Genomic DNA, 19,981 nt, shown 5'->3' on the forward strand with positions numbered 1-19,981 from the left:
GGGTGACACCGCGACGGGAGCAGATGCTCACCGCGGAGCGCGGATGACGTGACTACCCGATCCGGTCTGAGTCCTGTGTCCGCGCATCAGCAGTTGTAGTCGGCGGAGATGTCCGGCCGGTGAACGCGGGGCGAACACCGTCGGCTGTCGCGTTCGTCAGGATACTAGGATGCCCTAGTAAATCCATGGATGCCGAAGTATGATCGCAATGTGCCAATGACGGCCCGAAGGGACAACGCACAATGACTCGTACTATCCCGCATTTCGTAGGCGGAAAGCCCGTGACTCCGGACTCCGGACGCTTCGCGGACGTCTTCGACCCCAGCAGCGGAGCCGTGCAGGCCCGCGTGCCGCTCGCGTCCGCCGACGAGGTGCGCGAGGTGATCGCGAACGCCGAGGCCGCGCAGGCGGACTGGGCCGCGACCAACCCGCAGAAGCGCGCCCGCGTGCTCCTGCGCTTCCTCGATCTCGTCCAGCGCGAGATGCAGTCTCTCGCCGAGCTGCTTGCGAGCGAGCACGGCAAGACCGTCGACGACGCCAAGGGCGACATCCAGCGCGGCCTCGAGGTGATCGAGTTCGCCGCCGGTGCGCCGCATCTCCTTAAGGGCGAGTACTCGACCGGAGCCGGCGCCGGCATCGACGTGTACTCGATGCGGCAGCCGCTCGGCGTCGTCGCCGCGATTACCCCCTTCAACTTCCCGGCGATGATCCCGCTGTGGAAGGCCGGCCCTGCGCTCGCCGCCGGCAACGCCGTCGTGCTCAAGCCCAGCGAGCGCGACCCCTCGGTGCCCGTGCGTCTCGCCGAGCTGTTCCTCGAGGCGGGTCTGCCCGCGGGTGTGCTCAACGTCGTGCATGGCGACAAGGAGGCGGTCGACGCGCTGCTCACCGACGACCGCATCCGCGCCGTCGGCTTCGTCGGCTCGACGCCGATCGCCGAGTACATCTACGCCACCGCGGCCGCGCATGGCAAGCGCGCGCAGTGCTTCGGCGGAGCCAAGAACCACATGATCGTGATGCCCGACGCCGACCTCGACCAGGCCGTCGACGCGCTGATCGGCGCGGGCTACGGCTCGGCGGGCGAGCGCTGCATGGCGATCTCGGTCGCGGTTCCGGTCGGCCAGGAGACGGCGGATGCTCTCGCCGCGAAGCTCCTGGAGCGCGTCGCGCAGCTGCGCGTGGGCCCTTCGCTCGCCGCGGACGTCGACTACGGCCCGCTCGTGACCCGCGCGGCGGTCGAGCGCGTGCAGGGTTACATCCAGCAGGGCGTCGACGAGGGGGCGACGCTGCTCGCCGACGGGCGCGGCTTCACGGTCGCAGGTCACGAGGAGGGCTTCTATCTCGGGCCGACGCTGTTCGACCACGTCACCACCGACATGGCGATCTACCGAGAGGAGATCTTCGGTCCGGTGCTGGTGATCGCCCGCGCGGACGACTACGAGCAGGCGCTGCGCATGGCGTCGGAGCACGAGTTCGGCAACGGCGTCGCCATCTTCACGCGTGACGGCGACGCGGCTCGCGATTTCGCCGCCCGGGTGGAGGTCGGCATGGTCGGCGTCAACGTGCCCATTCCCGTGCCGATCGCGTACTACACGTTCGGCGGCTGGAAGAGGTCGGGATTCGGCGACCTCAACCAGCACGGCGCCGACGCCTTCCGCTTCTACACGAAGACCAAGACCGTCACGAGCCGATGGCCGAGCGGCATCAAGGACGGCGCCAGCTTCGTCATCCCGACCATGCACTGACCATCGGTCTTTGAGCGAGCGCAGCGAGAGGAAACGCAGGAGAGAGACATGACTGACACCATCACCGCCACCACCACCACCACCGCCGAGGAGCGCGAGGCGATCATCGGCGCCGTGCGCGAGTTCGCCGAGACCGAGCTCGCGCCCTTCGCCGCCGAGCGCGACGAGAAGCACCTGTTCCCGCGGGAGTCGCTGCAGCGCGGCGGCGAGCTGGGCCTGGGCGGCATCTACGTGCGCGAGGAGTTCGGCGGCACCGGCCTCAGCCGCACCGACACCGTCGCGATCTTCGAGGAGCTCGCGACGGGTGACCCGGCGGTCGCGGCGTACATCTCGATCCACAACATGGTCGCGTGGATGATCGACACCTACGGCGACGACGCGCAACGTGCCGCCTGGCTGCCGCAGCTCACCGCGATGCAGGAGTTCGGCGGGTACTGCCTCACCGAGCCGGGGGTCGGATCGGATGCCGCGAACATCGCCACGAGCGCGGTGCGCGACGGCGACGACTACGTGCTCACGGGCGTCAAGCAGTTCATCTCCGGTGCGGGCGAGGCCGCGGTCTACGTCGTCATGGCACGCACGGGAGAGCCGGGAGCGCGCGGCATCAGCGCGTTCCTCGTGCCGGGCGATGCGGCAGGGCTCAGCTTCGGAGCGCCGGAGAAGAAGATGGGCTGGCACGCTCAGCCCACGCGCCAGGTCATCCTCGACGGGGTGCGGGTGCCGGCATCCGCTCGTCTCGGCGAGGAGGGGCGCGGCTTCGCGATCGCGATGTCGGCCCTGAACGGCGGACGTCTGAACATCGCCGCGTGCTCGCTGGGCGGCGCGCAATGGGCGCTCGACCGTGCCGTGCAGTACGTGCACGAGCGCGTCGCGTTCGGCGAGCCGCTGGCCGAGAAGCAGTCGATCCTCTTCCAGGTCGCCGACATGCGCACCGACCTGCAGGCCGCCCGGCTCATGGTCAGCGACGGCGCGAGGGCGGTCGACGAGCACGCGCCCGACGCGACGATGCGCTGCGCCATGGCCAAGCGCTTCGCGACCGACGCCGGCTTCGACGTCGCCAACCGCGCGCTGCAGCTGCACGGCGGTTACGGCTACCTGCAGGACTACGGCATCGAGAGGGTCGTGCGCGACCTGCGCGTGCATCAGATCCTCGAGGGGACCAACGAGATCATGCGCTTGATCGTCGGCCGGGAGATGCTGCGGCCGTCGGGCTCCGCATCCATGCGGAGTCAGTCATGACCGCCCCGTCCGCCCATACGGTCGCGTTCCTCGGGCTCGGTCACATGGGTCTGCCCATGGCGCGGAACCTCGTCGCCGCGGGACACGAGGTGCACGGCTTCGACCTCGTGCCGGCCGCGATCGACGCAGCGCGTGCCGCCGGCATCCCGGTCGCCGGGAGCGGAGCGGATGCCGTCGCCGACGCCGACGTCGTCATCACGATGTTCCCCGCGGGGAGGCACGTGATCGAGGCCTACCGCACCGAGCTCCTCGCCGCCGCGCGACCCGGGACGCTCTTCATCGAGTCGTCGACGATCGCGGTCGACGAGGCCAGGGCCGCGCACGCGCTCGCGCTCGCGGCGGGCCACCGCAACATCGACGCTCCGGTCTCCGGCGGTGTGGTGGGGGCCGAGAACGGCACGCTCGCTTTCATGGTCGGCGGCTCCGACGAGGACCACGCCACCGCGCTGCCGCTACTCGAGGTCATGGGAAAGCGCATCGTGCACTGCGGTGGACCGGGGCTCGGACAGGCCGCGAAGGTGTGCAACAACATGGTGCTCGCGGTGTCGCAGATCGCCGTCGCCGAGGCGTTCGTGCTCGGAGAGCGTCTGGGACTCGAGCACCAGGCGCTGTTCGACGTCGTGTCGCAGGCATCCGGTCAGTGCTGGTCGATCACCACCAACTGCCCCGTGCCGGGCCCCGTGCCCACGAGTCCCGCGAACCGCGACTACCAGCCGGGCTTCGCAGGAGCGCTCATGGCGAAGGACCTCGGCCTGGCGCTGCAGGCGATCGAGCAGACCTCGACCGATGCGCGGATGGGGCGGCTCGCGCAGGAGCTCTACGCCGCCTTCGCCGCGGGTGAGGGCGCGGGTCGCGACTTCTCCGGCATCATCACCGACATCCGCGACGGAGCTCCCGGTCGTTGAGCGAGCGAAGCGAGACGAAACGCACAGACCCCGCGACATACTGGAACCGACAGCCGACGGAGAGGGCCTTCATGACCGAGTACGAGACGATCCTGGTCGAGCAGCGCGGACGCGTCGGATGGATCACCCTGAACCGCCCGCAGGCGCTGAACGCGCTGAACTCCCGTCTCGCGGAGGAGATCACCGCCGCGGCACAGGCCTTCGACGCGGATGACGGCGTCGGCGCGATCGTCGTCACCGGGTCGGAGAAGGCTTTCGCTGCGGGCGCCGACATCAAGGAGATGGAGGGCATGTCCGCGGCCGAGATGCTCGACACCGACCACTTCGGCATCTGGCACGAGTTCGCCGCGGTGCGCACCCCCGTGATCGCCGCTGTCTCGGGCTTCGCGCTCGGCGGTGGCTGCGAACTGGCGATGATGTGCGACATCATCCTCGCCGCCGACACCGCGAAGTTCGGTCAGCCCGAGATCAACCTCGGCGTCATCCCGGGCATGGGCGGCACGCAGCGGCTCATCCGGGCGGTCGGCTACTACAAGGCGGCGGAGCTCGTGCTCTCCGGGCGGCTCATGGACGCGGCGGAGGCGGAGCGCTCGGGTCTCGTCTCGCGCGTCGTCCCGGCATCCGACCTGATCGCCGAGGCCACGACGCTCGCCGACACGATCGCCTCGAAGTCGCTGCCCTCGCTGTTCGCGGCGAAAGCGGCCCTGGATGCGGCGATGGAGACCGGTCTCGCCGACGGCCTGGCCCACGAGAAGCAGGCGTTCGCCGCCCTGTTCGACACCGCCGACCAGAAGGAGGGCATGGCCGCCTTCCGGGAGAAACGTGCACCCGACTTCCAGAACCGCTAAGGCACTGTCGTCGGACGCGTCAGCTCCGCAGCGCCTCCACGATCTTGGCGATGCGCCGCTCGCGCGTCTCCTCCTGCTTGGCTTCGGCGACGGTGCGGGCGTGCTCCTTGCGCACCGAGTACGAGAGGGCGTCGAAGGCCGAGCGCAGCGCCGGGTCGGCGTCGAGCGCCGCCGCGAGTGCGGGCGGGACCTCGACCGTGCGCTCGGCGCCGTCGACCCGGATGACCGCGTCGACCTCCTGGTCGATCTCGACGCCGAGGTCTGCACGCACGGCCTTGCTGAAGCCGATCATGTTCTGCCCGCCCATGCGCGCCAGGCGCAGGCGGGCGGTGCGGCCGCCGATCGTCACGGCGACGGGGAATGCCTTGCCCGCGCCGAACGAGGCGACCTGCTCGTCCGACAGGATGATCGCCGCGGCGGGGCCGCGGCCCTCGAGGACGGTGTGCAGACGCAGTTCGCTCATGGCGACAGGGTACGCCCACGCCCCTCGATCTCGGCGGTGATCGTGTCGTTGCGCTCCTCGATGAGACGCTGCAGATACGTGCGCATCACGAGGCGGTCGACGAGCCGTCCGAGCGGACCGAACGGCGAGCGGAACGTGATCGTGTCGCGCATGAGCGTTCCGTGCGGATGCTCCTCGAACTCGTGCACGTGCAGGAACGCCCCGAAGGGGCCCGTGATCTGCCGATCGCGGAAACCCCGCGGCCGGTCGATGTCGAACACCAGCGAGCGCAGCCGGAACGGGATGCCGAAGTGGCGCGCGCGCCAGGTGACGGTCGAGCCCTCGCTGAACGCCCCGCCGGCCGGCGCTTCGACCATGGTCTCGCCGTGTCGTGCCATCGACCGCACGTGCAGCCCGGGGTCGAGCGCCGCGGCGAAGACCTCGGCCGGGGGAGCGGCGATCACCCGCTCGAGCACGAAGCGCGCCATGTCAGAGGGCGTCGGGCTGTGGGCGGGGGTCGGCGAAGTCACCGGCCGCCTTGCGCATGCGCGCGACGATGGCGACGAGCTCGGTGGCGTCCTCGCGGCTGATGCCCGGGTCGACGAACACCTCGGAGTTCAGCGCGGTCGTCGCACGCTCGACCAGGACGCCACCCGAGTCGGTGAGCGCGAGGAGAGCGGCGCGACCGTCGTGCGGGTGCGGTTCGCGGACGATCAGGCCGTCGCGCACCAGGCGCTCGGCCGTGCTCGTGACGGTCGTCGCGTGCACCTGCAGTCGGGCGACCACGCTCGACAGCGGCAGGCGTCCGGAGCGGCTGAACGCCAGCAGACGCAGCATCTCGTAGCGGGCGAAGCTCAGCGCGAAGGGTTTGAGCGCGGCATCCACTCGGGCGAGGAGCAGCTGCTGCGCGCGCATCACGGAGGTGACGACGGTCATGCCGTCGGCGGCATCCGTCCATCCGTGCGCGAGCCATTGCCGCTTCGCTTCGGCGAGCGGATCGACGGGGAGCGGACGGGATTGGACCACGGTTCTACGGTAGGGCATGGCGGGGCGCGCGGCGCGTTGGTCCTCGGTCGCTCGTTGGATGGCACTCAGTTTCAGCACGCTAGAATCGAGGCAGTCGTGAGGAGCAATCGATGAAGATCTTCGTCCTGGTCAAAGAGGTGCCCGACACCTACGGCGACCGCGTCCTGAACCTCGAGACCGGGCTCGCCGAGCGCGGCGCCGGAGACGTGGTGCTCGATGAGATCACCGAGCGGGCTCTCGAGGTCGCGCTGAGTCACGCCGACAAGAACGAGGGCACCGAGGTGGTCGCTCTCTCGATGGCCCCCGAGGGCTCGACCGCGTCGGTACGCCGCGCTCTCGCGATCGGCGCAGGATCTGCCGTGCACATCGCCGACGAGCAGCTCGCCGGCGCCGATCTGGGCCTCACCGCCGAAGTACTCGCGGCCGCGATCCGCCGCGGCGAGCCCGACCTCGTCATCACCGGCAACCTCTCGACCGACGGCTCGGGCGGCGTGATCCCCGCGATGCTCGCCGAGCACCTCGGCTGGGCGCAGGCGACCGCGCTCACCTCCGTCGAGATCACGCCGGAGGGAGTCACCGGCACGCGCGCAGCGGATGCCGGTGCGCAGTCTGTCTCGGCCCCGCTGCCCGCCGTGATCTCGATCACCGAAGCGCTGCCCGATGCCCGGTTCCCGAACTTCAAGGGCATCATGGCCGCGAAGAAGAAGCCCCTCGAAGTGCTGTCTCTCGCCGACCTCGGTGTCTCCGCCGATCCGGCGGCAGCGCCGCGCACCATCATGACCGCGGTGTCGGAGAAGCCCCCGCGCGCGGCGGGCGTCAAGATCGTCGACGAGGGCGACGCCGCCGAGAAGCTCGTCGAGTACCTCGCGCAGAACAGGCTGGTGTGACCATGGGCTACCCCGACAACCCGATCCTCGTGCTCGTCGACGTGACGCCCTCGGGTGACGTCGCCTCGAGCACCGCCGCTCTGATCGGTGCCGCATCGACCGTCGGATCTCCCGTCGCGCTCGTCGTGGGCGGGGCGGAGGGCGCCGCGGCACAGGCGGCCGCAGCCGGAGCATCCGTCGTGCTCACTGCCGGCGCGGATGCCGCCACGCTCACGACCCCGGTCGTCGACGCGCTGCAGTCGGCCTTCGCGCAGGTACAGCCCGATGCCGTGCTCGTCTCGAACTCCATCGCGGGCCGTGATGCCGCCGGACGGTTCGCCGTGCGCGCGAAGCTCGCACTCTCCGTCGACGCGGTCGGCGTCTCACGCGACGACGAGGGCATCGTGGCTCACCACTCCGTGTACGGCGGGGCGTACCTCGTCGACTCGGCACCCACGTTCGCAGCGCCCGTCATCACGGTGCGTCAGGGTGCGGTCGAGGCGCGGGCCGAAGCCGTGGAGTCGCCGCGCATCGAACTGCTCGCGGTCACGGCATCCGAGGTCCCCGCTGCGACCGTCGGCGCGATCGAGGCCGTCGAGCAGGCGTCGTCGCGGCCAGAGCTGCGCGGCGCGACGCGCGTCGTCTCGGGCGGACGCGGTCTCGCCTCCAAGGAGAAGTTCGTGCTCGTCGAGGAGCTCGCCGACGCGCTCGGCGCCGCCGTCGGAGCATCCCGGGCCGCGGTCGATGCGGATTACATCCCGCAGTCGCACCAGGTCGGGCAGACAGGGGTCTCGGTATCGCCGCAGCTGTATGTCGCTCTCGGCATATCCGGCGCGATCCAGCACCGCGCGGGCATGCAGACCTCCAAGACGATCGTCGCGATCAACAAGGATGCCGAGGCGCCGATCTTCGACGTCGCGGACTTCGGCATCGTCGGCGACGTGTTCACCGTCGTGCCGCAGCTCATCGCGGCTCTCGAGGCTCGGAAGAAGTAGCCATGGCAGAGCGGATGCTGCGCCGCGGCCTCCCGCGCACACCCGGTGGCGAGCCGTGGCCCCCCGGCGGTGCGGTCGTGGTGGTTCCGGGCACCCCGGCGGCCGAGCCTCCGGTCGTCGAGTCTCCGGTCGTCGAGTCTCCGGTCGCAGAGTCTCCCGTCGTCGAGTCTCCGGTCGTTGAGCGAGCGGAGCGAGACGAAACGCGTCGGGCTCCGGAAGGGGTTGCACCTCAGGTCGTCCCGCAAGCGGAGCGAGACGAGACGCGCCGACCCGCCCGCACGACCTTCCGCCGCGGCCTCCCGCGCACGCCGGGCGGAGAGCCCTGGCCGCCCGCCGGTACGACCGCCGAGACTGCATCCGTCGGGGAACCCGTTTCGTCTCGGTCGACTCCGTCGTCCTCGCTCAACGACCAGGGGGTGGCGGAGGCGTCCTCGGTCGACGACCGGGGTGCCGTATCGACGTCCTCGGTCGACGACCGAGGTGACGCGGAGGTGTCGTCGCTCGACGACCGGGGCGAGATCGGAGCATCCGTCCGCCGTGGCCTTCCCCGCACGGTCGGAGGCGAGCCCTGGCCGCCGGCCGGCACCGTGCCCCGCGAGACGTCTGCGACCTCCGACGTGCCGGTCGCCGGTCGTGCCGAGGAGAGCCTCGGCGCGATGGCACCGACGGCGACGGGAACGCCCGTCGCAGCGGCATCCGCTCCTTCGACCGTCGTTGCGACGACCGCCGACGTCTCGACGCCGCTGCCGTGGAGTCGCACCGTGTGGAACGGCCGTGCGCCTCGTCACGTGGCCGCGGCCCCGGCATCCGCTCGTCCACGCCCCACCTGGACGCAGGGTATCGCCGTGCTGCTGGGCGCCGCGGCGCTCGGCATCCTCGCCGGAGCCGCGATCGCCTTCGTACGGACGCTGCTGAGCCTGCCGTTCATGCAGGATTTCCTGATGGCGTTCCCCGGCGAGTACGAGCCCGCCGTGCACGTCGAGCCGGGATTCGCGCCGTGGATCGGCTGGCAGCACTTCTTCAACGTGTTCTTGATGGTGCTGATCATCCGCTCGGGGCTGACGATCCGCACCGAGAAGCGGCCGACAGCGTTCTGGACCCCGCGCAACAACCCGAAGGGCAAGGTCAGCCTGACGATCTGGTTCCACCAGGCGCTCGACGTGCTGTGGCTGGTGAACGGCGTGATCTTCGTGGTGCTGCTGTTCACGACGGGGCACTGGGCGCGCATCGTGCCGACCAGCTGGGAGGTCTTCCCGAACGCGCTGTCGGCGGCGCTGCAGTATGTGTCGTTCGACTGGCCGCACGAGAACGGCTGGAACAACTACAACAGCCTGCAGCAGCTCGCGTACTTCGCGACCGTGTTCCTCGCCGCGCCGCTGGCCGCGATCACCGGCTTCCGGATGTCGGGGATGTGGCCCAAGAAGGCCGAACGGCTCTCGAAGGCCTACCCGATCGAGTGGGCGCGGGCACTGCACTTCCCGGTGATGCTGTACTTCGTGGCGTTCATCATCGCGCACGTCGCGCTCGTGATGCTGACGGGGTTCCTGCGCAACCTCAACCACATGTACGCCTCGCAGGATGCCGTCACCTGGACCGGATTCTGGGTGTTCGTGGCCTCGCTCGTGGTGATCGCGGTCGGCTGGGTGGCCGCGCGGCCGCTCGTGATCGCGCCGATCGCGAAGCTCTTCGGGAACGTGTCCGGGCGCTGACGCGCGGCGCATCGTGCCGCCGCCCACGTCGACGCCCCCGCTGGTTGCCGACGCCCCTGCTGAGAAGCGAATCTCAGAGGGGGCGTCGGCGCTCAGCAGGGGCGTCGGTGCCGCGAGGGAACGGCGCAGGGCTCAGCGCGTGAAGCGGACCTCGGTCAGCGTCTCGCCGAGGAACGGCTCGGTGTGGCTGGCGCCGTCGAGCGTGAAGCCGTTGCGCGTGTAGAACCGGTGCGCGCGGGGGTTGTCCTCGGCGACCCACAGGTACAGCGGCTCGTCCTTCTCGACGGCCGCGTCGAAGAGCTTCTGGCCGATGCCGGTGCCGTGCCACGCGTCGAGCAGGTAGATGAAGTACAGCTCGCGGAAAGCGGGGGCGTCCTTGTCGCGGGCAGGACCCGAGCCGACGAAGCCGACGATCTCGCCGTCGACCAGGGCCGCGTTCATGGTGAACTCGGGCCCCTGAGCCGCCCAGTGCGTCCACAGTTCGGCCATGCGTCGGGGCGAGACCTTCTCGAGCGCGGCCTTGCTGATCAGGTGGTCGTAGGTCTCGTGCCAGCACTGCGCGTGCACGCGACCAAGGGCTTCCGCATCCACATCACGGACCGGACGGACGATGACTTCGGGCTGGGCTTCGGCGCTCATGCGGTGACTCTACGCGCGGCATCCGGGATCGAGAAATCGAGCAGGATGCCGAAATGCCGCCGTAACACCGTATGGAGGAATCGGACAACGATGTTCGCGGATCGTGCACCGATGGCTACGATCGATCCTCGTGAACGTGATCTGGCGCACCCTCCTCGTCATCCTCGCCGCCCGCCGCCGTGTGCGCCGCGGCAAAGCCCTCGATCCCACGGCCGTCGGCACCGTGCGGCTCACGACCCTGCCGAGCGACATCGACATCCTGCGCCACATGAACAACGGCCGCTACCTGTCGCTGTTCGACCTCGGCCGCTGGGACCTGCTCATCCGCACCGGCCTGTTCGATGCCATGAAGGATCGCGGCTGGTACGCGGTCGTGTCGAGCGAGACGGTCACGTTCCGCAAGTCGCTGCAGTTGTGGCAGCGCTTCGACGTGCAGACCCGCTTCATCGGGCACGATGAGAAGGCGGTCTTCATGGAGCACCGCGCGGTCGTGAAGGGCGAGGTCTATGCGCGGGCGATCGTGAGGGCGCGGATGCTGCGCCGCACCGGCGGCACCGTCAGCAACGAGGAGCTCTTCGCCGCTGTCGGCAAGCCCGAGGGCGTCCGCGAGATCGACGCGTGGGTGCACGACTGGGCCGCGGCCTCCGCGCTGCCGCCCGTGCGCACGCCCGCTCCGAGCGACTGGAGCTGACGTCGTGACGGATGCCGCGGGTCGGCGCCCCGGACGCACGCTGCTCGTCGGCTGCGGGGCGCTCGGCACGGCGCTCGGGGAGCGTCTCGTCGCCGCGGGAGACGAGGTCACCGCGATCCGGCGGGACGCCACCGGTCTGCCGTCCTCCTTCTCGGCGGTTGAGGCGGATCTGCGGCATCCGCTTCTCGCGTCGCTGCCGCAGTTCGACTCGGTCGTGATCACGCTGCCGCCGGGCATCAGCGGCGAGGAGTCGATCTACCCCGCGGCCCTCGCGCACATCGCGGAGGCGCTGCCAGCGACGCCCGAGCGGGTGCTGTTCGTATCGTCGACGCGGGTGTTCGAGGGCTACGCGTCTGAGGCTTTCGGCGGAGCCGACGGACGCGCGCCGCTCACCGAGCTCGACGAACCACGGCCCACGGGAGAACGCGGTGAGTCTCTGCTCGACGGCGAGCGCCGCGCGGTCGACCTCCTGGGTGCCGTGATCGTCCGACCCGCGGGCATCTACGGGCCAGGCCGCGACTCGTTGATCCGCCGCGTGCGGGAGGGCGCGCCCGTCGACCACGAGCGCCGCACCAACCGCATCCACGAGCACGACCTGGTGCGCCTGCTGGAGGTGCTGCTGCGGGCCGAGGCGCCGCCCGCTCTCGTGCACGCGATCGATCAGGAACCCGCTCAGCTCGGTGAGGTCGTGGCGCACATCGCGGCGCGGCTCGGCGTTCCGATACCGCCGCAGAGCGCGGGGGATGCCGGCGGCGGAACGGTGCTCGACGGGGCTCGCGCCCACGCGCTGCTCGGAGAGCTCGCCTATCCGACGTTCCGCGAGGGCTACGACGCGATGCTCGAGGTCTGAGGTCGTCCTCGCCCCGCGAGCATCCTCCCGGCGACCATCCTCGCCCAGCCGCCACCCTCGACCCGGCTCGACGCCCCTATAGGGCTGCGACGCCCCCGCTCAGTTGCGCAACTGAGCGGGGGCGTCGCAGCTGAGCAGGGGCGTCGGCGGGAGGAGGGTCCGCGGGAGGAGGGCAGCCCCCGAGGTGAAGGCCCCCGAACGGCGCGAGCTCCGCCACCCGGCGCGGGGACGCGGCGACGAGCACGCGCAGTCCTAGGCTGAGCACATGGCCGACCCGACGCCGTCCGCACCCGCATCCGACACCCTCGCGGATCGCGCGATCGAGCTCGCGCGCCGGTGGGTCGCCGAATCCGCGGCCGCCGACGTCGACCCCGCCGCCGAGCGTCTTGCCGGCGTGCTGCAGGACGCCAACGGGCTGCCCTTCACACTCGGCTTCGTCGACGGCGTCATGCGCCCGGAGAGCCTGGGCGCTGCGGCATCCCAGCTGCACCGCATCGCGCCGATCGTGCCCGACTTCCTGCCCTGGTACCTGCGGTCGGCCGTGAGGATCGGCGGCGGCGTCGCACCCGTCCTCCCCGCCCCGGTCGTGCCGATCGCCCGTCGGGTGCTGCGCGAGATGGTCGGACACCTCGTGGTCGACGCCCGGCCCGCGAAGCTCGGACCGGCCATCGCGAAGATCCGCGAGTCCGGGGCGCGCCTGAACCTCAACCTGCTGGGCGAGGCCGTGCTCGGCGAAGCCGAGGCGAAGCGTCGTCTCGACGGCATCCACGACCTCATCCGCCGCCCCGACGTGGACTACGTCTCGGTCAAGGTGTCGGCGATCATGAGCCACATCTCGATGTGGGCGTTCGACGACGTGGTGGATGCCGTCGTCGAGCGACTCCTGCCGCTGTACCTCACCGCCGCGGGCGACCGCACTTTCATCAACCTCGACATGGAGGAGTACCGCGACCTCGACCTCACGATCGCGGTGTTCACGCGCATCCTCGAGGACCCGCGGCTGCAGGGACTCGAGGGCGGCATCGTCCTGCAGGCGTACCTGCCCGATGCGCTGCCCGCGCTGCAGGAGCTCACCGCCTGGGCGCGCGAGCGCGTGCAGCACGGCGGAGCGCCCATCAAGGTGCGGCTCGTGAAGGGCGCGAACCTCGCGATGGAGCACGTCGAGGCGACCATGCACGGCTGGCCCGTCGCGACCTACGACACCAAGGTCGACACCGACGCGAACTACCTCCGCTGCCTCGACTGGGCGCTGCGTCCCGAGAACATCGCCGCCGTGCACCTGGGCATCGCAGGGCACAACCTCTTCGGCATCGCCTATGCGTGGCTGCTCGCGGGAGAGCGCGGTCTGGTGGGTGCGACGGCCGCTGTCGGCGCGGGATCGATCGCCGGCCAGCCGCCGATCGAGTTCGAGATGCTGCTCGGCATGGCGCAGGGGCAGGTGCAGGCCGTGTCCCGCGAGGTCGGCGAGGTGCTGCTGTACGTCCCCGTCGTGAAGCCCGACGAGTTCGACGTCGCGATCAGCTACCTCGTGCGCCGGCTCGAGGAGAACGCCTCCTCGGAGAACTTCCTCTCGGCGGCGTTCCGGCTCGGCGACGACGAGGCGCTGTTCGTGCGCGAGCAGGACCGCTTCCTCGACGCCCTGGACCGCTCCGCGTCGCCCGACCTGCGCACGGGGCCTCGGCGCACGCAGGATCGCAGCGCGCCCGTGCACGAGTCGATGCGCCCGGCGCCCGTCGCCCCCGCCCCCGAGCAGGACCTCACGAAGGCCGTGCTCGGGATCTCGCGCGGATCCGGCGACGGGGGAGGGCCGTTCCTCGAGACCGCGGTGTACGACCCGCGCGAGGTCGAACGCGGCACCGGCGGAGCGCCGGGCTTCGAGAACACTCCCGACAGCGACGCCTCCCTGCCCGCGAACCGGGCCTGGGCGCGCGAGGTGCACGCACGCATCGCCGGATCGACGCTCGGCGAGGAGACGATCGCCGCCGCGCGCATCGACGACGCCGCGGTGCTCGAGACCACGGTCGCCCGCGTCCGGGATGCCGGCACCAGCTGGGGCTCGCGCCCGGCCGCCGAACGCGCGGAGGTGCTGCTGCGGGCCGCCGCCGCGCTGGAGGGACGCCGCGGCGAGCTGATCGAGGTGGCCGCGTCCGAGACCGGCAAGGTGTTCGCCGAGGCCGACGTGGAGGTCAGCGAGGCGGTCGACTTCGCGCGCTACTACGCCGCGAAGGCGCGGGAGCTGGATGCCGTCGCCGGCGCCGCCTTCGAACCGGCGCGCGTGACCGTCGTGGCGCCGCCGTGGAACTTCCCGCTCGCGATACCCGCCGGAGGCGTGCTCGCCGCGCTCGCCGCGGGATCGGGCGTCGTGTTCAAGCCCGCACCCCAATCGCGCCGCTGCGCCGCGGTGATCGCCGAGACGCTGTGGCAGGTGGGCGTGCCCCGCGATGCGCTCGCCCTGGTCGACATCGAGGAAGGGGATCTCGGGCGGACGCTGATCGCGCACCCCGCGGTCGACCGGGTCATCCTCACCGGGTCGTGGGAGACGGCGGCGCTGTTCCGCTCGTGGCGGCCCGATCTGCCGCTGCTCGCCGAGACGAGCGGCAAGAACGCCATGATCGTGACGCCCTCGGCCGACCTCGACCTCGCGGTGTCCGACCTGGTGCGCAGTGCCTTCGGGCATGCGGGACAGAAATGCTCGGCGGCGTCGCTCGCGATCCTCGTGGGTCCGGTGGGCCGCTCGCAGCGGTTCGCGCGTCAGCTCGCCGACGCGACACGCTCGCTGCACGTCGGCTGGCCCGAGGACCCGCGCTCCGAGATGGGTCCGGTGATCGAGCGGCCGCAGGGCAAGCTCGCCTGGGCGCTGACCGAGCTCGAGGGCGACGAGCAATGGCTCATCGAACCCGCTGTCGCCGCCGACGATCCCTCCGGACGGCTCTGGCGCCCCGGCATCCGGGTCGGCGTGCAGCCGGGCTCGCGATTCCACACCGAGGAGTTCTTCGGGCCGGTGCTGGGTGTCATGCATGCGCCGACGCTGGAGGCGGCGATCGAGATGCAGAACGCGGTCGCCTACGGCCTCACGGCGGGGCTGTACACGCAGGACCCCGACGACCTCGGCCTCTGGCTCGACCGCGTGCAGGCCGGGAACCTCTACGTGAACCGCGGCATCACGGGGGCGATCGTGCAGCGGCAGCCGTTCGGCGGATGGAAGCGCTCCTCGGTCGGCCCCGGCGCCAAGGCCGGCGGCCCCAACTACCTGATCGGTCTCGGCACCTGGCGCTCGCGCGGCTCCGGTCCTGTCTCGAGCACGCTGCACCTGCGGGGCCTCGACTCGCGGATCACCGAGCTCATCGAGGCCGCGCAGTCGTCGCTCGACTACGAGGCTTTCGAATGGCTGCGGCGTTCGGCGCTGTCGGATGCGCTCGCCTGGGACCGCGAGTTCGGCCGTGTCCGCGACGTCTCGCAGCTCGGCGTGGAGCGCAACCTGTTCCGGTACCGGCCGGTGCCGGTCGCGATCAGGGCGACGGCGGATGCCGGGTGGCAGGAGCTGCTGCGGGTCGTCGTGGCCGCGGTGCGGGCCGGCGCCGCGTTCACGCTCTCGACGCCGGTGGGTCTGCCCTCGGCCGTGCGGCATGCGTTGGGCGACCTCGGCGCGGTCGTGTACATGGAGTCCGAGGAGGAGTGGATCGCGCGGATGCGGTCGCCCGAGCGTCCCGCCCGTGTGCGGATCGTGGGGCAGCGGGACTCGGTCGCCGCGCTGCACGGCGCTCTCGCCGCGGCCCTCGACGGCGATCCCGACCTGGCGGTGTACGACGGCGAGGTGACGTCGGCGGGCCGCATCGAGCTGCTGCCGTTCGTGCACGAGCAGGCGATCGCGATCACGGCGCACCGCTACGGCAACCCCGACGACTGGAGTGCCGAGGTCATCTGAGCGTCCCGCGTCCAGCGTGTAAAGAATTCTTGACACCGGATGCCGGGTCGCCGTACTCTCCCATGTAAACAATCTTTTACATGGGAGGCTGTCATGGTCTACGAAGAGCGCAATGTCTGGGCGGGACTCATCGTCAGCATCCTCGTGATCCCTGCCTACATCGTCATCATCCTGCAGCAGGCGGCAGGCCGGCCCGTCGAGACGATCGACTGGTTCCCGCTCATGCTGTGGACGATCGGCATCGGCATCGTCGCGACCATCGTCCTCAGCGTAGTGTGGGGCATCGTCGCCGGCGCTCGCGACCCCGACGGCGTCGGGAAGTCCGACATCCGCGACCGGGACATCAGCCGCATGGGCACCAGGGTCGAGCAGTCGTTCCTCGTGCTCGCCGGGCTCGGCGTGATCCTGCTGTGCGCGGTCGGGGCCGACGTGTTCTGGATCGCGAACACCATGTTCGCCGGGTTCGCCGTCTCGGCCGTCGTCGGCGGGGTCGCCCGAGTTATCGCCTACCGGCGGGGGCTCGTGTGATGGTCAAGCCGACCCTCGTCTCCAACCGCATCCGCGCCCACCGCGAGTCCGCCGGCCTCACCCAGGCCGAGCTTGCCCGCACGATCGGCGTGACCCGGCAGACCCTCATCGCGATCGAGCAGGAGAAGTACTCCCCGACGCTCGAGCTCGCGTTCCAGATCGCCCGAGCCTTCGGCGTCGGCCTCGACGACCTGTTCCAATACCCCGACGCCGCATCGACGGAGGACTGACATGAACGCCTCACACTTCACTCCCGCCACGACAGCCGCCAGCATGCCCGCGTGGAGCCGCGACACCTACGGACCGGCCGACGGCGTCCGCCTCGCGCAGCGTCCGATTCCCGTGCCGCGCCGCGGCGAGGTCGTGCTGCGGGTCGAGGCGACCTCGCTCAACGCGGGAGACGTCCGCCTGCTGCTCGGCGATCCGCTGGTCGTGCGTCCGGCCTTCGGTCTCACCCGCCCCAAGAACCCCGTGCGGGGCATGGAGGTCGCAGGCACCGTGGTCGAGCTCGGCCCCGAGGCGATCGGCGTGGAGCTCGGCAGCCGGATGGTCGGCGAGCTCGTCGGCGGCGGAGGTCTCGCCTCGCACGTCGCGGTGCCCTCGTCGCGTCTCGTCGCCGTGCCTCCGGACGTCCCGTCCGACATCGCGGCGACCCTGCCCGTGGCCGGCGGCACGGCGTGGCAGGCGCTCGACCTCGCCGGCGTCGGCATCCGCACGGCAGGTGGGGCGCCGGATGCCGGTGCGGGGCGCGTCCTCGTGATCGGCGCCTCCGGCGGTGTCGGCACCTTCACGGTGCAGCTCGCCGCGCTGCGCGGCGCCGAGGTGTGGGCGACGTGCGGGGAGCGCAACGCCCGTCTCGTCGAGCACCTCGGCGCGGTCCGCACGCTCGACCATCGTCGTGAGCCTCTGTCGACGCTGCCCGAGGGGCATTTCGACGCCGTGGTCGACATCGCCGGCGGCATCCCGCTCCGCGATCTGCAGCGTCTCGTCCGCGCTGGCGGCACGGTCGTGCTGACGGCGGGCAACGGGGGTCACGTGCTGGGGCCGATCCCTCGCCTGCTCGCCGCGACGCTGCGGTCGATCGGCTCGCGCCGCCGCATCCGTCCGCTGCTGGCGACCCCGCGCGCCGAGGTGCTCTCGGCGCTCCTCGATCTGGCCGCAGAGGGACGCATCACGCCCGTGATCGAGCGCGAGTACGCGTTCGAGGATGCCGGGGAGGCGCTCCGCCACATCGAGGCCGGTCACACGGTCGGCAAGCTGATCGTGCTCTCAGACCCGTCTATTTCTGCCGTATGACACAAACCGCCCGTCTATTCGCGCCATACGGCAGAAATAGACGGGCTGGGGAAGCGGGTGACAGAATGGTCGCGGCGTGCTCGAGTCGCATCTTCCCCGCACTCGCTCCTCGGCGAGCGGCACGGGTCGAAGGACCGCCGGGCCCCTGGACAGCGTCCGCCGCATCCGTTCGAGGAGCTCCATGTCTGTCGAAACCACGGCCACGACCACGCCGGTCCGCACCGCGCACCACCGCCGGTACCTGATGTGCGAGCCCTCGCACTTCACGGTCAACTACTCGATCAACCCGTGGATGGAGCCGGCGAAGCCGACCGACACCGCGAAGGCGGTCGCCCAGTGGCAGAAGCTGCACGACCTGTACCTCGAGCTGGGCCACGAGGTCGAGCTGATCGAGCCGCTCGCCGGCTACCCCGACATGGTCTACACCGCGAACGGCGGCTTCCTCATCGACGGTCGCGCGTACGTGCCCAAGTTCCGCTTCGTGGAGCGTCAGGGTGAGGCCCCGGCGTTCGCCGACTGGTTCCGTGCCGCCGGCTACGACACGGTCATCCCCGAGGAGGTCAACGAGGGCGAGGGCGACTTCCTGCTCGTGGGCGACGTGATCCTCGCCGGCACCGGGTTCCGCTCCACGGGCGACAGCCACCGCGAGGTCGGCGAGGTCTTCGGCCGCGAGGTCGTGTCGCTGAAGCTCGTCGACCCGCGCTTCTACCACCTCGACACCGCGATCGCGGTGCTCGACCCCGTGCAGGGTGTCGAGAACGGCGGCCCCGAGCGCGCCAACATCGCCTACCTGCCCGGCGCGTTTGACGCGGAGAGCCGCGCGATCCTCGAGGAGCGCTTCCCGGACGCGATCCTCGTGTCCGACGAGGACGGCTCGGTGTTCGGCCTGAACTCGGCCAGCGACGGCTACAACGTCGTCATCTCGCCGCGGGCGACCGGCTTCGAGAAGCAGCTGCGCGAGCGCGGTTACAACCCGATCATGATCGACCTGTCGGAGCTGCTGCTCGGCGGCGGCGGGATCAAGTGCTGCACGCTCGAGCTGCGCGGTGCCGCATGACCGCGCTCGACGAGACCACGGGGGCGGCGGCCGGGATCGGCGCCGAGCCCCACGTGGCGCACAACTACCACCCGATGCCCGTCATGATCGCCCGCGGCGAGGGCGCCTGGGTCACCGACGTGGAGGGCAAGCGCTACCTCGACCTGCTCGCGGCGTACTCCGCCGTGAACTTCGGGCACCGGCATCCGGCCCTCGTCGCCGCGCTGACCGAGCAGCTCGGACGGGTCACGCTCACGAGCCGTGCGTTCATGAGCGATCGACTGGAGCCGTTCGCCGCCGCGCTCGCGCAGCTCGCCGGCAAGGACATGGTGCTGCCGATGAACACCGGCGCCGAGGCCGTCGAGACCGGCATCAAGGTGGCCCGCGCCTGGGGGTACCGGGTCAAGGGCATCGCCGACGGCGCCGCGCGCATCGTCGTCGCCGCCGGCAACTTCCACGGGCGCACGACGACGATCGTCAGCTTCAGCGACGACGAGGAGGCGCGCGCCGACTTCGGCCCGTATACGCCCGGCTTCGACGTCGTGCCCTACGGGGACGCGGATGCCGTCGCCGCGGCGATCACGGTCGACACGGCCGCCGTGCTGATCGAGCCCATCCAGGGCGAGGGCGGCGTCATCATCCCGCCGGAAGGCTACCTGCGCCGCATCCGCGACATCTGCGACGAGAAGAACGTGCTGTTCATCGCCGACGAGATCCAGTCGGGCCTCGGGCGTGTGGGCGAGACGTTCGCGTGCGACCGCGAGGGCGTGGTGCCCGACCTGTATCTGCTCGGCAAGGCGCTGGGCGGCGGCATCCTGCCCGTGTCGGCCGTGGTCGGGAACACCGACGTGCTCGGAGTGATCCAGCCGGGCGAGCACGGCTCGACGTTCGGCGGCAACCCGCTCGCCGCGGCGGTCGGTCTGCGCGTGGTCGAGATGCTCGAGACCTGGGAGTTCCAGGAGCGCGCTCGTGCCCTCGGAGCGCACCTCGCCGCGGCCCTCGAGCCCCTGATCGGGCACGGCGTCACGGCCGTGCGCATCGCGGGGCTGTGGGCGGGCGTCGACATCGACCCCGCGAAGGGCACCGGTCGCGAGATCGCCGAGAAACTCCTCGACCGCGGCGTGCTCGTCAAGGACACGCACGGGCAGACGATCCGCATCGCGCCGCCGCTCGTGGTGCGCGCGACGGAACTCGACTGGGCCGTCGAGCAGCTCCGGCACGTGCTGGGGGCGTAGCCCGGAGCA

19 protein-coding genes are annotated in these 19,981 nt (G+C 70.9%); 15 read left to right on the forward strand and 4 right to left on the reverse strand.

Features of this window, described 5'->3' with window-relative positions; genetic code table 11:
* Positions 1-242 precede the first annotated feature (242 nt).
* The 4 genes from MRBLMX7_RS12660 (at position 243) to MRBLMX7_RS12675 (ending at position 4,734) form a co-directional block, all read left to right on the forward strand.
* Positions 243-1,742, forward strand: coding sequence for a CoA-acylating methylmalonate-semialdehyde dehydrogenase (locus MRBLMX7_RS12660; RefSeq protein ID WP_363369031.1), 1,500 nt, complete (start codon positions 243-245; stop codon positions 1,740-1,742).
* Positions 1,743-1,790: 48 nt separating this feature from the next.
* Positions 1,791-2,981 carry an acyl-CoA dehydrogenase family protein gene (locus MRBLMX7_RS12665; protein ID WP_363369033.1) on the forward strand — a complete coding sequence of 397 codons (1,191 nt, stop codon included), beginning with the start codon at positions 1,791-1,793 and terminating at the stop codon, positions 2,979-2,981.
* Positions 2,978-3,886 carry a 3-hydroxyisobutyrate dehydrogenase gene (gene mmsB, locus MRBLMX7_RS12670; protein ID WP_363369035.1) on the forward strand — a complete coding sequence of 303 codons (909 nt, stop codon included), beginning with the start codon at positions 2,978-2,980 and terminating at the stop codon, positions 3,884-3,886. The genes MRBLMX7_RS12665 and mmsB overlap by 4 nt, the downstream gene beginning before the upstream one ends.
* A 71-nt stretch (positions 3,887-3,957) precedes the next feature.
* A complete protein-coding gene (locus MRBLMX7_RS12675) occupies positions 3,958-4,734 on the forward strand; it encodes an enoyl-CoA hydratase-related protein (RefSeq protein ID WP_363369037.1) in 777 nt (258 codons plus the stop codon).
* Between the two features lie 19 nt (positions 4,735-4,753).
* On the opposite strand, the gene MRBLMX7_RS12680 is transcribed toward MRBLMX7_RS12675, so the two are convergent.
* The 3 genes from MRBLMX7_RS12680 to MRBLMX7_RS12690 are packed head-to-tail and all read right to left on the reverse strand — an operon-like array spanning position 4,754 to position 6,202.
* Positions 4,754-5,197 (reverse strand): YdeI/OmpD-associated family protein, encoded by a 444-nt coding sequence (locus tag MRBLMX7_RS12680; protein WP_363369039.1) that lies wholly within the window; start codon positions 5,195-5,197, stop codon positions 4,754-4,756.
* Complete coding sequence (locus MRBLMX7_RS12685) at positions 5,194-5,706, reverse strand: SRPBCC family protein (protein WP_363369040.1); 513 nt, start codon at positions 5,704-5,706, stop codon at positions 5,194-5,196. Before MRBLMX7_RS12685 ends, MRBLMX7_RS12680 begins: the two co-directional genes overlap by 4 nt.
* Positions 5,666-6,202 (reverse strand): MarR family winged helix-turn-helix transcriptional regulator, encoded by a 537-nt coding sequence (locus tag MRBLMX7_RS12690; RefSeq protein WP_363369042.1) that lies wholly within the window; start codon positions 6,200-6,202, stop codon positions 5,666-5,668. The genes MRBLMX7_RS12685 and MRBLMX7_RS12690 overlap by 41 nt, the downstream gene beginning before the upstream one ends.
* A 110-nt stretch (positions 6,203-6,312) precedes the next feature.
* Here MRBLMX7_RS12690 and MRBLMX7_RS12695 point away from each other — a divergent pair, with 110 nt between their 5' ends.
* The 3 genes from MRBLMX7_RS12695 to MRBLMX7_RS12705 are packed head-to-tail and all read left to right on the forward strand — an operon-like array spanning position 6,313 to position 9,772.
* A complete protein-coding gene (locus MRBLMX7_RS12695) occupies positions 6,313-7,089 on the forward strand; it encodes an electron transfer flavoprotein subunit beta/FixA family protein (protein ID WP_363369044.1) in 777 nt (258 codons plus the stop codon).
* Between the two features lie 2 nt (positions 7,090-7,091).
* Complete coding sequence (locus MRBLMX7_RS12700) at positions 7,092-8,063, forward strand: electron transfer flavoprotein subunit alpha/FixB family protein (protein WP_363370922.1); 972 nt, start codon at positions 7,092-7,094, stop codon at positions 8,061-8,063.
* 2 nt (positions 8,064-8,065) lie between these two features.
* Positions 8,066-9,772, forward strand: a complete 1,707-nt coding sequence (locus MRBLMX7_RS12705; protein ID WP_363369046.1) for a cytochrome b/b6 domain-containing protein — start codon at positions 8,066-8,068, stop codon at positions 9,770-9,772.
* A gap of 132 nt (positions 9,773-9,904) precedes the next feature.
* Here MRBLMX7_RS12705 and MRBLMX7_RS12710 read toward each other — a convergent pair whose 3' ends face one another.
* Positions 9,905-10,411 carry a GNAT family N-acetyltransferase gene (locus MRBLMX7_RS12710; protein WP_363369048.1) on the reverse strand — a complete coding sequence of 169 codons (507 nt, stop codon included), beginning with the start codon at positions 10,409-10,411 and terminating at the stop codon, positions 9,905-9,907.
* Between the two features lie 130 nt (positions 10,412-10,541).
* Here MRBLMX7_RS12710 and MRBLMX7_RS12715 point away from each other — a divergent pair, with 130 nt between their 5' ends.
* The 8 genes from MRBLMX7_RS12715 (at position 10,542) to rocD (ending at position 19,972) form a co-directional block, all read left to right on the forward strand.
* Positions 10,542-11,102, forward strand: coding sequence for an acyl-CoA thioesterase (locus MRBLMX7_RS12715; protein WP_363369050.1), 561 nt, complete (start codon positions 10,542-10,544; stop codon positions 11,100-11,102).
* 4 nt (positions 11,103-11,106) lie between these two features.
* Positions 11,107-11,952 carry a sugar nucleotide-binding protein gene (locus MRBLMX7_RS12720; protein WP_363369052.1) on the forward strand — a complete coding sequence of 282 codons (846 nt, stop codon included), beginning with the start codon at positions 11,107-11,109 and terminating at the stop codon, positions 11,950-11,952.
* A 265-nt stretch (positions 11,953-12,217) separates the two neighbouring features.
* Positions 12,218-15,877: a bifunctional proline dehydrogenase/L-glutamate gamma-semialdehyde dehydrogenase gene (locus MRBLMX7_RS12725; protein ID WP_363369054.1), complete on the forward strand. Its 3,660-nt coding sequence runs from the start codon at positions 12,218-12,220 to the stop codon at positions 15,875-15,877.
* 93 nt (positions 15,878-15,970) lie between these two features.
* Positions 15,971-16,405, forward strand: coding sequence for a hypothetical protein (locus MRBLMX7_RS12730; protein ID WP_363369056.1), 435 nt, complete (start codon positions 15,971-15,973; stop codon positions 16,403-16,405).
* Positions 16,405-16,635: a helix-turn-helix transcriptional regulator gene (locus MRBLMX7_RS12735; protein WP_363369058.1), complete on the forward strand. Its 231-nt coding sequence runs from the start codon at positions 16,405-16,407 to the stop codon at positions 16,633-16,635. Before MRBLMX7_RS12730 ends, MRBLMX7_RS12735 begins: the two co-directional genes overlap by 1 nt.
* A gap of 1 nt (position 16,636) precedes the next feature.
* Positions 16,637-17,701 carry an NAD(P)-dependent alcohol dehydrogenase gene (locus tag MRBLMX7_RS12740; RefSeq protein ID WP_363369060.1) on the forward strand — a complete coding sequence of 355 codons (1,065 nt, stop codon included), beginning with the start codon at positions 16,637-16,639 and terminating at the stop codon, positions 17,699-17,701.
* 181 nt (positions 17,702-17,882) lie between these two features.
* Positions 17,883-18,758, forward strand: coding sequence for a dimethylargininase (gene ddaH / locus MRBLMX7_RS12745; protein WP_363369062.1), 876 nt, complete (start codon positions 17,883-17,885; stop codon positions 18,756-18,758).
* Positions 18,755-19,972, forward strand: a complete 1,218-nt coding sequence (gene rocD / locus MRBLMX7_RS12750; RefSeq protein WP_363369065.1) for an ornithine--oxo-acid transaminase — start codon at positions 18,755-18,757, stop codon at positions 19,970-19,972. Before ddaH ends, rocD begins: the two co-directional genes overlap by 4 nt.
* Positions 19,973-19,981: the final 9 nt, after the last annotated feature.

Source organism: Microbacterium sp. LMX7-1.2 (genome assembly GCF_040675935.1).
Classification (GTDB): Bacteria; Actinomycetota; Actinomycetes; order Actinomycetales; family Microbacteriaceae; genus Microbacterium.